We start from the raw sequence: 12,788 nt of genomic DNA, 5'->3' as shown, positions 1-12,788 counted from the left end.
GACTCTTGCAGTGCCGGGCGGCATCCTGCACAGACACCCGCGCGTCCAACGCCCGCGCCGCACACCGCCGTCCCGCGCCACAGAACGGGGAATGCCTCGATGACCGTCAGCAACCCCACGCCGCTGACCTCCGACGACGACTGGTGGCGCTCCGCAGTCGTCTACCAGGTCTACGTCCGCAGCTTCGCCGACTCCGACGGCGACGGGATCGGCGATCTGCAGGGCATCCGGCAGCGCCTCCCCTACCTGCGCGATCTCGGAGTGGGCGCCCTCTGGCTGACGCCCTTCTACACCTCGCCGATGATCGACGGCGGGTACGACGTCGCCGACTACCGCGACGTCGACCCGATGTTCGGCACGCTCGCCGACTTCGACGAGATGATCGCCGACGCCCACGCGCTCGGCCTGCGGATCATCGTCGACCTGGTGCCCAACCACACGTCCAGCGAGCACCCGTGGTTCCAGGCCGCCCTCGCCGCGGCCCCCGGCTCCGCGGAGCGGGAGCGGTACCTGTTCGCCGAGGGCCGGGGCGAGAACGGTGAGCTCCCCCCGAACGACTGGGAGAGCATCTTCGGCGGGCCGGCCTGGACCCGGCTCGACGACGGGCAGTGGTACCTGCACCTGTTCGACCCCGCGCAGCCGGACCTGAACTGGCGCAACCCCGAGGTCCGCGCCGAGTTCGAGGACGTGCTCCGGTTCTGGCTGGACCGCGGCGTCGACGGCTTCCGGATCGATGTGGCGCACGGGATGATCAAGGCCGAGGGCCTGCCGGACGTCGGTTTCAGCACGATGACCACCGGCCGGCGGCAGGTCGAACTCCTCGGCAAGGGGCGGCTCCCCTACTTCGACCAGGACGAGGTGCACGACATCTATCGCTCCTGGCGGCCGATCCTGGACAGCTACCCGGGCGGCCGGATGGCGGTGGCCGAGGCGTGGGCGGAGACGCCGCAGCGGCTCGCCCGCTACATCGGCCCGGACGAGCTGCACCAGGCGTTCAGCTTCGACTTCCTCGACGCCACCTGGTCGGCCGAGTCGTTCCGCAAGGTCATCGACACGGCGCTCGCCGAGTCGACCATCGTCGGCGCGCCGACCACCTGGGTGCTGTCGAACCACGACAAGCAGCGGCACGTCACCCGCTACGGCGACGGCCCCGAGGGCCTGCGGCGGGCCCGCGCCGCGACCCTGCTGATGCTCGCGCTGCCCGGCTGCGCCTACCTCTACCAGGGCGAGGAGCTGGGCCTGCCCGAGGTGCTCGACCTGCCCGACCACGTCCGGCAGGACCCGCAGTTCCTGCGTACCGGCGAGAGCCGGGACGGCTGCCGGGTGCCGATCCCCTGGAGCGGCGAGCTGGCCCCGTACGGCTTCGGGCCGGAGGGCAGCGACCTGAGCTGGCTGCCCACCCCGGCGACCTGGCGTGAGCTGTCGGTGGCCGCCCAGGCCAGCCGCCCCGGCTCGACGCTGGAGCTGTACCGCACGGCACTGCGCATCCGCCGGGCGCACCCGGCGCTGTCCACCACGGCGTCCGGGATCAACTGGCTGGAGACCGAACCGGGCGTCCTCGCCTTCACCCGTACCGCCGGCGACGCGGTGCTGACCTGCGTGGTCAACATCAGCGGCGGACCGGCCGAGATCGAGGGGTACGGCGACCCGCTGGTCGCCAGCGAGACGCTCACCCGGCGGGGCACCGTCCACGTGCTCCCGGTCGACGCCGCTGCCTGGTTCGAACGGCGCTGAGCGGGTAAGCCCTCATCGACCTGGTCGTCCGGCGTGCTCCGCGCCGCCGGGCGACCGGGCAACCGACCCCTTGTGGTGGGGGGTGAGGTGGCGTCGGCGCTCCGGGAGGAACACCTCCCGGAGCGCCGGTGTCCATCCACGACCCGCCGGTCACACCGGGGCCGGCGTAACCGGAGCCCGGGACGTGATCGACCCGTGCTCCGGCCCACCGCGGAGCCACGGGCATCGAGTGGACCTGGGCGTCGGGCGGCGTCAGCCCCCGGCACCGGGCAGCCGCGCCGCGATCCGGCCGAAGCCCGCCCGCAGCTCAGCCTCGCTCGGGGGCGTCGCCGGCCCGGTCCGCCGGTCCTGCTCCGCGGCCGCCTCCAGCTCCTCGTCGATGGTGTCCTCGTAGTCGCCGTACAGGTCGGCGCTGTCGACCTGGGCCGCCTCGTCCCGGGCGGCGATCTGCGCGGCGGCGATCTCGCCGCGGATCTCGTCGATCGACACGGCCGGCAGCAGCGGCTCGACGACCCCCATCAGCTGCTCCTCGGACACCACCGCCTCGGCGAGCGCCAGCGCGTGCGCCCGCTCGTACGGCCCGCACACCACCGGCTCCCACTCGTCGGCGTCGCCGAGCGGACCGAAGGTGATGATCCACGGCAGGTCGAGCATCGGCGAGTCGTCCGGCAGGTCGAGTGTCACGAGAGCGCCCACCCGCCCATCATCGCCGCCCGGCACCGGGGCGCGCGGCCGATTCGCCCGCCTCGTCGCCGGTCAGGCGGAGGCGGGCCCGGACGCGAGCGGGCTCCAGCGTGCCGCCCACACCCGTTCGATCTGTGCCGCCTCGGCGTCGTCGACGCCGTACGCGCTGACCGTCAGGCTGACCGGGCCCGGCTCGGGATCGTCCAGCGGCAGCTCGGCGGCCGCCGCCAGCAGCCGGCCGTCGGGATCGACCACGATCCGCTGTCGCGGGCTGTGGAACCACTCCTCGGTGGACCCGGCCGTGCCCAGCACGGCGAGCAGGTCCCGGCCCGTCCCGGTGCCGGTCAGGTAGGCGGTGCGGCGGGCACCCTCCGGCCGGCACTCCAGCAGGTAACGGAGCTGGGCGAAGAAGGTCTGCCAACCCTCCGAGACCGCCCGCTGCTCGGCGGCCGCGGCCGCGTCGGCCGGCGGCGGCAGCACCGCGCTCAGCCGGGTCACGTCGCCGTCGGCGGCGAGCCGCAGCTCGGAACCGTCGGCCATCGCGATCCGGCCCGGAGGCTCCGGACGGGCGCGGTCGACGAAGATGAACCGGATCTCGTCGTCCAGCCCGTCGTACTCCCAGCCGAACCACTGCCGGATCTCCGCCGGCTCGGTCAGGGCCGACCACACCCGCTCCGGTGGTGCCTGCACGACGGTCTCGACCACGGTGCCGTCCGGATCGGTCATCGGTCTCCTCCTGTGTCGTCTCGATCAGCGCGCGTCCAGCGCGGCCCGGACCAGCGCGAGCGCGGCCTCGGGGGGTACGCCCAGCCGGGCCGCCTCCGCCGCGTACCCGGCTGCGGCCCGTTGCAGGCGGTCCATCGCATCATCGCGGCCGGGTGCGACAACGGTGCCGTGCCGCCCCCGGGTCTCCACCAGCCCGGCCGCCTCCAGCTCCCGGTACGCCCGGGCCACCGTGTTGACCGCGAGCCCGAGGTCCGCCGCGAGTTGACGGACCGTCGGCAGCCGCGCCCCGACCGGGAGCCGGCCGTCGCCCACCTGCTCCGCGATCCGTGCGCGCACCTGCTCGTACGGCGGCACCGACGAGTCCGGGTCGACCACGATCTCCACCCTGTGCTCCCTCCCCCGTCAGCCGGCCCCGCCCGGCGTGCCCGGATCCGTGTCCTCGTCCAGGTCGACCGCAACCGGCCCCTCCGCCAGGTCCACCACCCGCCCCCGGGTGCTCGTCGCGGCCAGGGCCGCCCCGAAGAGCACGAGCTGGTTGAGCAGGTAGAGGTAGAGCAGCAGACCGACCGCGCCGGCCACGACCGTGTACGCCGGGTTCCGCTCGGTCCGCATCACGTAGTAGCGCCCGACGGTGTTGAGCAGCGTGATCCCCACGGCGACCAGCAGTACCACCGGGCGCAGCCGGGCCCGGCTCATCCGCAGCCGCGGCACCGCCACCAGCAGCAGGGTCGCCAGCACCGCGTTCACCAGGACGCTGAGCACCGCGCTGACCGTGGTGAGACCCACCGAGCCGGTGCTGCGCAGCAGCCACCGCAGCAGCGACTCCAGCGCGTCCACGGCGGCCACCGAGACCCCGAGCAGCACGAACACCACGAGCAGCACGCCGAGGTCGACCAGGCGGCGGACGACCAGGTTGCCCGGCTGCTGGTTGATGCCGTACATGAGCCGCTGCGACGAGCGGATCGCCTCCACCCAGCCGATCCCGGTGAAGATGAGGATGACCAGGCCGACGACGCCGACCGTGCCGCTGCTCTCCGCGATCTGCCCGGGGTCGAGGAACGGCAGGTTCTCCCTGAGGAAGTCCTCCGCCGCCGCACTGACCTCGTCGTTGTCCTCGAGGATCGCACCGAAGACGGAGTACGCGACCAGGGCGAGCGCGAAGACCGCGAAGAACCCGTAGTAGGCGATCGCCGCGGCCAGCCGCCCGCCCAGGACGTCGGTGTAGCGCACCCCGGCCCGCCACACGTGGTCGAAGGCGCCGGAGCGGCGGCGGGCGGCGTCGATCCGCCCGGCGATGCTCGCCTCGACCCGGCCGAACACGTTCACGCCGTCATCCTCGCCGATCTTCGGCCGGTACGCCGGGATCCAGGCCGGACCGCAAGCCGGGCGGCGAGTCGTCGGGTGGGTCGCGGCGCGGGTCGACGGCCCCGCGTCAGCCGCCGAGGCGGAAGTCCCGGCGCGGCTGCCACCGCGCCTGGCCGCTGTGCGAGAACAGGGTGAACGACTCCACCTCGAACATCGCCGAGAAGTCGGCGAGGTCCTCGTACACCTTGTCCAGCGCCTCCGGGGAGACGTCCTGCGCGACCGTCACGTGCGGGTGGTACGGGAAGCGCGCCTCCCGGCGCAACTCCGGCGCGGCCCGGATCGCCGCGGCCAGCAGCTCGCACTCGCTGATCCCGGCGGCGACCGCCACGAACACCACCTGGGTGACCGGCCGGAACGTGCCGGTGCCGCGCAGGTGCAGCGTGAACGGCAGATGGGCGGCGGCGACCGCGCCGAGGTGCCGTTCGACGGCCGGGAGCGTGGCGACCGGGATCTCGGTCGGCCCGAGCAGCGTCACGTGCGCCGGGACGACCTGCTGGTCGCCGGCCTCTGCCCGGCGCCGGGTGAGCATGCCGCCCCAGGGCTCGGGGATGTCCACGGCGATGCCGATCTGGATGGTGTCACCGGCCACCGGCGCGTCGTTGCTCAGATCCACGCTCAGCGCCACCCCTCCGGCCACCGACTCCACGACCTCACCCGCACCGCGCCGCTACTCGCCGCGGACGGGCGGGAAGAAGCCCACCCGCTCGTACGCGGCCCGCAGCGTCGGCGCCGCCACGGCCCGCGCCTTCTCCGCACCGGTGGCGAGCAGCTTGTCCAGCTGGGCGGGGTCGTCGAGGTAACCGCGGGTGCGCTGCTGGATCGGCGTGACGAACTCGCGCACCACCTCGCCCAGGTCCTTCTTCAGGTCGCCGTAGCCCTTGCCGGCGTAGGCGGCGACCAGGTCGTCGATGCTCCGGCCGGACAGGGTCGAGTAGATGGTGAGCAGGTTGGACACGCCGGGCTTCTGCTCGGCGTCGAAGACGATCTCGCGGCCGGTGTCGGTGACGGCGGAGCGGATCTTCTTGGCCGACCGGGCCGGATCCTCCAGCAGGTCGACGATGCCGGCCGGCGAGGAGGACGACTTCGACATCTTGGCCGTCGGGTCCTGCAGGTCGGTGATCTTCGCGGTGTCCTTGACGATGTGCGGCGCGGGCACGGTGAAGGTCGGCCCGAACAGCGAGTTGAACCGCTGGGCGAGGTCGCGGGAGAGCTCCAGGTGCTGGCGCTGGTCCTCGCCGACCGGCACGGCGTGGGCCTGGTAGAGCAGGATGTCGGCGGCCTGGAGGATCGGGTAGGTGAACAGGCCGACGCTGGCCCGCTCGTTGCCCTGCTTCTGCGACTTGTCCTTGAACTGGGTCATCCGGCTCGCCTCGCCGAACCCGGTGATGCACCCGAGCACCCAGGCCAGCTGCGCGTGCTCGGGCACCTGGGACTGCACGAACAGCGTGCAGCGCTCCGGGTCCAGGCCGACGGCGAGCAGCTGCGCGGCGGCCACCCGGGACCGCTGCGCGAGCACCTTCGGGTCGTGCCCCGCGGTGATCGCGTGCAGGTCGACCACGCAGTAGAACGCGTCGTGGCTCTCCTGCAGCGCCACCCAGTGCCGGACCGCGCCCAGATAGTTGCCGAGGTGGAACGAGTCGGCCGTCGGCTGGATGCCGGAGAAGACGCGCGGGCGGGCGGGTACGTCGGACATGCCGGCAATTCTGTCAGCAACACCCGGCGCCCGTCATGACGGGCCGGCGGGTCGCTCCCGGCCGGACAGCGTCGGCATGGTGACCTCACGCCGGGGCTCGGGCACCCGCGCCGGGGAGACCGCCACCCGGGCCACCCGGCGCCCCTCCAGGGCGAGCACCCGGAGGAGCCACCCGACCGGCGGATCGCCGGGCCGGGGCGCGCCACCGGTCGGCTCGACGGCCAGCGGCACCTCGTCGCCGACCACGGGCAGGCGGCCCAGCGATGCCATGACGAACCCGCCGACCGTCTCGTACGGCCCGGTCGGGAGGGTCACCCCGGTGCGCTCGGCGAAATCGGCCAGGTTCAGCCGGCCGTCGACCACGGCGGGCACGCCCGCGGCGGCCGGCTCGGGCGGGCTGTCGTACTCGTCGTGCAGCTCGCCGACCAGTTCCTCGATCAGGTCCTCGCAGGTGACGATGCCGGCGGTGCCGCCGTACTCGTCGACCACCACGGCGAGGTGGTGCCCCTCGCGGCGCATCTCGGTCAGCGCCGGGAGCACCCGCTTGCTGCCGGGCAGCCGCTTGACCTCCCGGGTCAGCTCGCCGACCGTGGTGCACGGGTCCTGGTCGGGCCGCAGCAGCACGTCGTGCAGGTGCACGAACCCGACCACGTCGTCGTGGGTGCCGTCGACCACCGGGTAGCGGGTGTGCGTCTCGACCCGCACGAGGCGCTCGGCCTCGGCGATGGTCAGCGCCGCGGAGAGGAAGACCACCTCGGTCCGCGGCATCATCACCTCGCGCACCAGGCTGGCGCCGGCCACCAGCACCTCGTCGATGATCCGCCGCTCCACCGGGTCCAGCACGGTCGCGGCGGCGACCAGGTCGCGCAGCTCGTCCTCGCTGATCCGTTCCCGGCCGGACGCCGGGCTGGCGCCGAGCAGGTCCGTCACCAGGCGGGTGGCGCCGGTGGCGGCCCGGACAACGACGCGGGCGACGGCCCGGGCCAGCGGCCCGGGCTCGCGGCGGGGCCGCCCCCGCGCGCGACGCCGGAGCCCGGGACCACCCGCTTCCCGCATGAGAAGGATGGTAGACATCCGGGCCACCGCGGGAGCGGTCATGTTCGGCTCTGTTCGGTCATGAGAGGTTATGGTGAAATAAGGATGGCCGCCGTGCGGCCCGGCCGTCGAGGCCCGGCCGTAGGGTGATCACCGGACGGCCGCCGGTGTGGCGGCCGGGCAGGAGGAGACGACGTGAGACTACTCGTCACCGGCGGGGCCGGCTTCATCGGCAGCGTGGTGACCCGGATGCTGCTCGACGCCGGCCACGAGGTGGTGGTGCTGGACGACCTGCGCACCGGTCACCGGGCCGCGCTCGCTCCCGAGGCCACCCACGTCGAGCTCCCCCTGCACGACGTGGCGCGGGTGGTAACCCCCGACGCCGGTTTCGACGGAGTGCTGCACCTCGCCGCCCTGATCGCCGCCGGCGAATCGATGGTCAAGCCGGAGCTGTACTGGCACAACAACCTCGTCGGTTCACTCGCCCTGCTCGACGCCGTGCGGGCCGCCGGCGTGCCGAGGCTGGTGTTCTCGTCCACCGCCGCCGTCTACGGCAACCCGATCGAGCTGCCGATCCCGGAGACGGCGGTGACCGCACCCACCAACACGTACGGGGCCACCAAGCTCGCCGTCGACATGGCGCTCACCTCCGAGTCCGTCGGCCACGGTCTGGCCGCCGTCTCGCTGCGCTACTTCAACGTCGCCGGCGCCCACCTCGACGGCGCCGTGGCGCTCGGCGAACGCCACGACCCGGAGACCCACCTCATCCCGATCGCGCTGGACGTGGCCGCCGGCCGGCGGGAGAAGCTCCAGCTCTTCGGCGACGACTACCCGACCGTCGACGGCACCTGCGTCCGCGACTACATCCACGTGGCCGACCTGGCGCGCGCCCACCTGCTCGCGATCGACGCCGCGACCGCCGGCCGGCACCGCATCTACAACCTGGGCAACGGCAACGGCTTCACCAACCGGCAGGTGGTCGAGGTGGTCCGCGAGGTGACCGGCCATCCCCTCCCGGTCGAGGTCGCGCCGCGCCGCGAGGGCGACCCCGCCGAGCTGGTCGCCTCCGCCCGGCTGGCCCGCGAGGAACTGGGATGGGTGCCGGCGAAGCCGACCCTGCACGACATGGTCGGGGACGCCTGGGCGTTCTACCGGGGGCACGTCCTGGAGGGAGCGTGACCCGGTCCGACGTCGCGGTCCGCGCCGCCGCCGGCTTCCGCTCCCGGTACGCCGGGGAGCCCGCGGGCCGCTGGGCCGCTCCCGGTCGGGTCAACCTGATCGGCGAGCACACCGACTACAACGACGGCTACGTGCTGCCCTTCGCGCTGCCGCTGCGTACCGTCGTCGCCGCCGCCCCCCATGACGGCGCGGGCTGGACGGTCTGGTCGGAGCTGGCCGACGACCCGGTCGAGTTCGGGCCACCGGCGGTCGACGAGCCGGGAAAGGTGACCGGTTGGGCCGCCTACGTCGCCGGGGTCGTGTGGGCGCTGCGCGACGCCGGGTACGCCGTGCCCGGCGCCCGGCTGGCGATCGCCTCCGACGTGCCGCTCGGCTCCGGGCTCTCCTCCTCGGCGGCCCTCGAGGCCGCCGTGCTCGCCGCCCTGGTCGACCTGGGCGGCCTCGACCTGCCCGCGGAGAAGCAGCCCCGGCTCGCCCAGCGGGCCGAGAACGCCTACGTCGGCGCGCCGACCGGGATCATGGACCAGTCGGCCGCGATCCGCTGCCGGGCCGGGCACGCGCTCTTCCTCGACTGCCGGGACGAGTCGGTCGAGCACATCCCGTTCGACCTCGACGCGGCCGGGCTGGCCGTGCTGGTCGTCGACAGCCGGGCACCCCACCGGCACGCCGACGGCGAGTACGCGTCCCGCCGGGCCGCCTGCGAGCGGGCCGCCGCGACGCTCGGGGTGCCCGCCCTGCGGGACGTGCCGGTCGCCGACCTCGACGGCGCACTCGGCCGGCTGCCCGACGACGAGACCCGTCGCCGGGTCCGGCACGTCGTCACCGAGAACCAGCGCGTCCTCGACACCGTCGCGCTGCTGCGCGCCGGCCGGGTACGCGAGATCGGGCCGCTGCTCACCGCGTCCCACGCGTCCATGCGGGACGACTTCGAGATCACCGTCCCGGAGATCGACACCGCGGTCGAGGCGGCGCTGGCCGCCGGCGCACTCGGCGCCCGGATGACCGGCGGTGGCTTCGGCGGCTGCGTCCTCGCCCTGGTCGACGCGGACCGCGCCGACCCGGTCGCCGACGCCGTCCGCGCCGCGTACGCCGGACGCGGCTTCACCGCCCCCGGCACCGTCACCGTCCGCCCCGCCGGCGGCGCCACCCGCCTGCCGGGAAGGTCCCGTCGCACCGGCTGAGGTGCCACCCCGGTCACCCGCCCGGCGCGGCGCGAGGGCCGGACCGCCCCCGGAGACGCCGGCCCGTCAGCCCGCCTCGACGATCATGCCCGCGCCGACCGTCCGGTTCGTCGACTCGTCGATGATGACGAAGCCGCCGGTGGTGCGGTTGCGCCGGTACTCGTCGGCGAGCAGCGGCACCGTCGTCCGCAGGCGTACCCGGCCGATCTCGTTGAGCTTCAACTCACCGGCCGACTCGTCGCGATGCAGCGAGTTGATGTCGAGCCGGTAGTGCAGGCCGCGCACGATGGCCCGCGCCGAGCGGGTGGTGTGCTTGATCGCGTACTTGCTGCCCACCTGGAGCGGGCGGGTCTCGTCCATCCAGCAGACCATCGCCTCGATGTCCTGGGCGACCGACGGGGCATTGTTCGGCCGGCAGATCAGGTCACCCCGGGAGATGTCGATCTCGTCGGTCAGGCGTACGGTCACCGACATCGGCGGGAACGCCTCCGCGACCGGCCCGTCGGCGGTCTCCACCGCGGCGATCCGGCTGGTGAAGCCGCTCGGCAGCACCATCACCTCGTCACCCGGCTTGAGCACGCCGGAGGCGATCTGGCCGGCGTACCCGCGGTAGTCGGTGACGGTGGTGGACTGCGGGCGGATCACGTACTGCACCGGGAAACGCACGTCGACCAGGTTGCGGTCGCTGGCGATGTGCACCCGCTCCAGGTGGTGCAGCAGCGACGGCCCCTCGTACCAGGGCATGTTCTCCGACCGGGCGACGATGTTGTCGCCCTTGAGCGCGGAGATCGGCACCACGGTCAGGTCCGGCACGTCGAGCTTCGCCGCGAACGAGGTGAACTCGTCGGCGATCCGCTCGAAGACCTCCTGCGACCAGTCCACCAGGTCCATCTTGTTGACGCAGAGGACCAGGTGCGGCACCCGCAGCAGCGAGCACAGGAACGCGTGCCGGCGGGACTGCTCCACCAGGCCCTTGCGGGCGTCGACGAGGATCAGCGCCAGGTCGGCCGTGGAGGCCCCGGTCACCATGTTGCGGGTGTACTGGATGTGCCCGGGCGTGTCCGCGATGATGAACTTCCGCCGGGGGGTGGCGAAGTAGCGGTACGCGACGTCGATCGTGATGCCCTGCTCCCGCTCGGCCCGCAGGCCGTCGGTGAGCAGCGAGAGGTCCGTGTACTCGTCGCCCCGGGCCGCGCTGACCGCCTCCACCGCGGCGAGCTGGTCGGAGAAGAGCGACTTCGTGTCGTACAGCAGGCGGCCGATCAGGGTCGACTTGCCGTCGTCCACGCTGCCGGCGGTCGCGAACCGCAGCAGGTCCATCGGGCGGGCGGCGACGTCGGACCCGACCGGCGCCATCGTCTCGGTGGTCATCAGAAGTAGCCCTCCCGCTTGCGGTCCTCCATCGCGGCCTCGCTGACCCGGTCGTCACCGCGGGTCGCGCCCCGCTCGGTGATCCGGGTCGCCGCCACCTCCTCGATGACCTTCTCCACCGTGTCCGCGTCCGACCGGACGGCCGCCGTGCACGACGCGTCACCCACCGTCCGGTAACGCACCCGCGCCTTGAACCGCTCCTCCCCCGCCCGCGGGCGGAAGAACTCGTTCACCGCGTACAGCATCCCGTCGCGCTCGATCACCTCACGCTCGTGGGCGTAGTAGATCGAAGGCAGCTCGACCCGTTCCCGGGCGATGTAGTGCCACACGTCCAGCTCGGTCCAGTTGGACAGCGGGAACACCCGGATCGACTCGCCCGGGTGGTGCCGGCCGTTGTAGAGCGCCCACAGCTCCGGACGCTGGTTCTTCGGGTCCCACTGGCCGAACTCGTCGCGGAAGCTGAACACCCGCTCCTTGGCCCGGGCCTTCTCCTCGTCCCGCCGGGCCCCGCCGAAGAGCGCGTCGAACCGGTGCTTCTCGACCGCTTCCAGCAGCACCGGCGTCTGGATCCGGTTGCGCATCCCGTCCGCGGTCTCCCGCACCAGCCCACTCGCCAGGGCCTCCGGCACGCTCGCCACGATCAGCTGCAGGCCCAGCTCGGCGACCCGCCGGTCCCGGTACTCCAGGACCTCCGGGAAGTTGTGCCCGGTGTCCACATGCATCACCGGGAACGGGATGTTGGCCGGCGCGAACGCCTTCTGCGCCAACCGCAGCATGACGATCGAGTCCTTGCCGCCGGAGAAGAGCAGCACCGGCCGCTCCATCTCGGCGACCACCTCGCGCATCACGAAGATGCTCTCGGCCTCCAACGCGTCGAGGTGGGACACCTGGTACGCGGCCGCGGTGGTCATGACGCCGACTCGATTCGCACGCTCATTTCCAGACCTTTCCGGTCGGGTTTGCCAGGAAGTAGCGCTCAGATTACCCGCAATGCCGTTGCAGCGCCGCAAGCAACCGACTGGCGAGATCCGCGCGGCAGACCAGCAGGTCCGGCAGGCGCGGGTCGGCCTCGTTGTATTTCAGCGCAGATCCATCGATTCGGGAAGCGTGCAGTCCGGTGGCCGTCGCCACAGCCACCGGCGCCGCCGAGTCCCACTCGTACTGGCCACCCGCGTGGATGTACGCGTCCACCTCACCGGTGACCACCGCCGCGATCTTCGCCCCGGCCGAACCCATCGGCACCAGGTGAGCGCCCACCTCCTCGGCCAGGTCGGTGAGGAACACCGGCGGCCGGCTGCGGCTCGCCGCCAGCCGGATCGTCCGTCCACCGCCCGCAGCCGCCGCCTCCAACGTCATCTGCGGGTACGCCGGCGGGTAGTCCGTCCCCAGCACCCGCTGCTGCGCCGGCAGCCCCACCGCCCCCGCCACCAGACCGTGCGGCGTGGGCGCGTTCCGCGCCCAGAGCGCCACGTGCACCGCCCAGTCCGAGCGGCCCTCCTCGGCGAACTCGCGGGTCCCGTCCAGCGGGTCGATGATCCACACCCGGTCGGCGGTCAGCCGGGACACCGCCTCCGTGCTCACCTCCGCCGCCCAGGCCAACCGCGAGCCCTCGTCCTCCTCGGACAGGACCGCGTCACCGGGACGCCACTTCGCCAGCTCCGTGCGGATCAGGTCGTGGGAGACCTTGTCCCCCGCGGACTTCAACGCGCCGGCGTCGGCGAAGCCCATCTCGGCCCGCAAGCCCAACAGCGCCTGGCCGGCCCGGCCGGCCAGCCACCGGGCGAACGCCCCGTCGATCATCGGAGGACTGCCCATCACCG

At 73.2% G+C, this 12,788-nt stretch carries 13 protein-coding genes; 3 read left to right on the top strand and 10 right to left on the bottom strand.

The window, feature by feature from the left end:
* The first annotated feature begins 99 nt into the window (after positions 1-99).
* Complete coding sequence (locus EV376_RS08475) at positions 100-1,734, top strand: glycoside hydrolase family 13 protein (protein WP_130321577.1); 1,635 nt, start codon at positions 100-102, stop codon at positions 1,732-1,734.
* Positions 1,735-1,986: 252 nt separating this feature from the next.
* On the opposite strand, the gene EV376_RS08470 is transcribed toward EV376_RS08475, so the two are convergent.
* From EV376_RS08470 to EV376_RS08440, 7 genes are all read right to left on the bottom strand, one after another.
* The gene (locus tag EV376_RS08470; protein WP_130321576.1) at positions 1,987-2,430 is read right to left on the bottom strand and encodes a hypothetical protein; all 444 of its coding nucleotides are present in this window, start codon (positions 2,428-2,430) and stop codon (positions 1,987-1,989) included.
* Positions 2,431-2,490: 60 nt separating this feature from the next.
* Positions 2,491-3,144 carry an SRPBCC family protein gene (locus EV376_RS08465; RefSeq protein WP_130321575.1) on the bottom strand — a complete coding sequence of 218 codons (654 nt, stop codon included), beginning with the start codon at positions 3,142-3,144 and terminating at the stop codon, positions 2,491-2,493.
* 24 nt (positions 3,145-3,168) lie between these two features.
* Positions 3,169-3,528, bottom strand: coding sequence for a GntR family transcriptional regulator (locus EV376_RS08460; RefSeq protein WP_130321574.1), 360 nt, complete (start codon positions 3,526-3,528; stop codon positions 3,169-3,171).
* 18 nt (positions 3,529-3,546) lie between these two features.
* Positions 3,547-4,470 (bottom strand): YhjD/YihY/BrkB family envelope integrity protein, encoded by a 924-nt coding sequence (locus EV376_RS08455; RefSeq protein ID WP_130321573.1) that lies wholly within the window; start codon positions 4,468-4,470, stop codon positions 3,547-3,549.
* Positions 4,471-4,576: 106 nt separating this feature from the next.
* Positions 4,577-5,155, bottom strand: a complete 579-nt coding sequence (locus EV376_RS08450; RefSeq protein ID WP_130321572.1) for a 2'-5' RNA ligase family protein — start codon at positions 5,153-5,155, stop codon at positions 4,577-4,579.
* A 21-nt stretch (positions 5,156-5,176) separates the two neighbouring features.
* On the bottom strand, positions 5,177-6,202 hold the full coding sequence (gene trpS / locus EV376_RS08445) for a tryptophan--tRNA ligase (protein WP_130321571.1): 1,026 nt from the start codon (positions 6,200-6,202) through the stop codon (positions 5,177-5,179).
* A 33-nt stretch (positions 6,203-6,235) separates the two neighbouring features.
* The gene (locus tag EV376_RS08440) at positions 6,236-7,258 is read right to left on the bottom strand and encodes a hemolysin family protein (RefSeq protein WP_130321570.1); all 1,023 of its coding nucleotides are present in this window, start codon (positions 7,256-7,258) and stop codon (positions 6,236-6,238) included.
* 174 nt (positions 7,259-7,432) lie between these two features.
* Between EV376_RS08440 and galE the strand changes: the two genes are divergently transcribed.
* Together galE and galK are read left to right on the top strand one after the other, a co-directional pair.
* On the top strand, positions 7,433-8,416 hold the full coding sequence (gene galE / locus EV376_RS08435) for a UDP-glucose 4-epimerase GalE (RefSeq protein ID WP_130321569.1): 984 nt from the start codon (positions 7,433-7,435) through the stop codon (positions 8,414-8,416).
* Entirely contained in the window at positions 8,413-9,597 is a 1,185-nt protein-coding gene (galK, locus tag EV376_RS08430; protein WP_486482561.1) for a galactokinase, read from the top strand. Before galE ends, galK begins: the two co-directional genes overlap by 4 nt.
* A 66-nt stretch (positions 9,598-9,663) precedes the next feature.
* Here the strand turns inward: galK and cysN are convergent, their stop codons facing one another.
* From cysN to EV376_RS08415, 3 genes are all read right to left on the bottom strand, one after another.
* Entirely contained in the window at positions 9,664-10,968 is a 1,305-nt protein-coding gene (gene cysN / locus EV376_RS08425; RefSeq protein WP_130321567.1) for a sulfate adenylyltransferase subunit CysN, read from the bottom strand.
* A complete protein-coding gene (gene cysD, locus EV376_RS08420; RefSeq protein WP_130321566.1) occupies positions 10,968-11,879 on the bottom strand; it encodes a sulfate adenylyltransferase subunit CysD in 912 nt (303 codons plus the stop codon). The genes cysN and cysD overlap by 1 nt, the downstream gene beginning before the upstream one ends.
* Positions 11,880-11,949: 70 nt before the next feature.
* Positions 11,950-12,783: an inositol monophosphatase family protein gene (locus EV376_RS08415; RefSeq protein ID WP_130321565.1), complete on the bottom strand. Its 834-nt coding sequence runs from the start codon at positions 12,781-12,783 to the stop codon at positions 11,950-11,952.
* Positions 12,784-12,788 lie beyond the last annotated feature (5 nt).

The sequence above is a fragment of the Micromonospora sp. CNZ295 genome, from assembly GCF_004217535.1.
The sequence above is the reverse complement of the archived record's forward strand: the minus strand, read 5'-3'. Positions and strand labels throughout refer to the sequence as shown.

What these genes read in the sequence shown, in the direction of transcription:
- cysD (WP_130321566.1), bottom strand. Translation starts at nt 11,879, where the DNA reads ATGACCACCGCGGCCGCGTACCAGGTGTCCCACCTCGACGCGTTGGAG.
- EV376_RS08475 (WP_130321577.1), top strand. Translation starts at nt 100, where the DNA reads ATGACCGTCAGCAACCCCACGCCGCTGACCTCCGACGACGACTGGTGG.
- cysN (WP_130321567.1), bottom strand. Translation starts at nt 10,968, where the DNA reads ATGACCACCGAGACGATGGCGCCGGTCGGGTCCGACGTCGCCGCCCGC.
- EV376_RS08465 (WP_130321575.1), bottom strand. Translation starts at nt 3,144, where the DNA reads ATGACCGATCCGGACGGCACCGTGGTCGAGACCGTCGTGCAGGCACCA.
- trpS (WP_130321571.1), bottom strand. Translation starts at nt 6,202, where the DNA reads ATGTCCGACGTACCCGCCCGCCCGCGCGTCTTCTCCGGCATCCAGCCG.
- EV376_RS08440 (WP_130321570.1), bottom strand. Translation starts at nt 7,258, where the DNA reads ATGCGGGAAGCGGGTGGTCCCGGGCTCCGGCGTCGCGCGCGGGGGCGG.
- EV376_RS08415 (WP_130321565.1), bottom strand. Translation starts at nt 12,783, where the DNA reads ATGGGCAGTCCTCCGATGATCGACGGGGCGTTCGCCCGGTGGCTGGCC.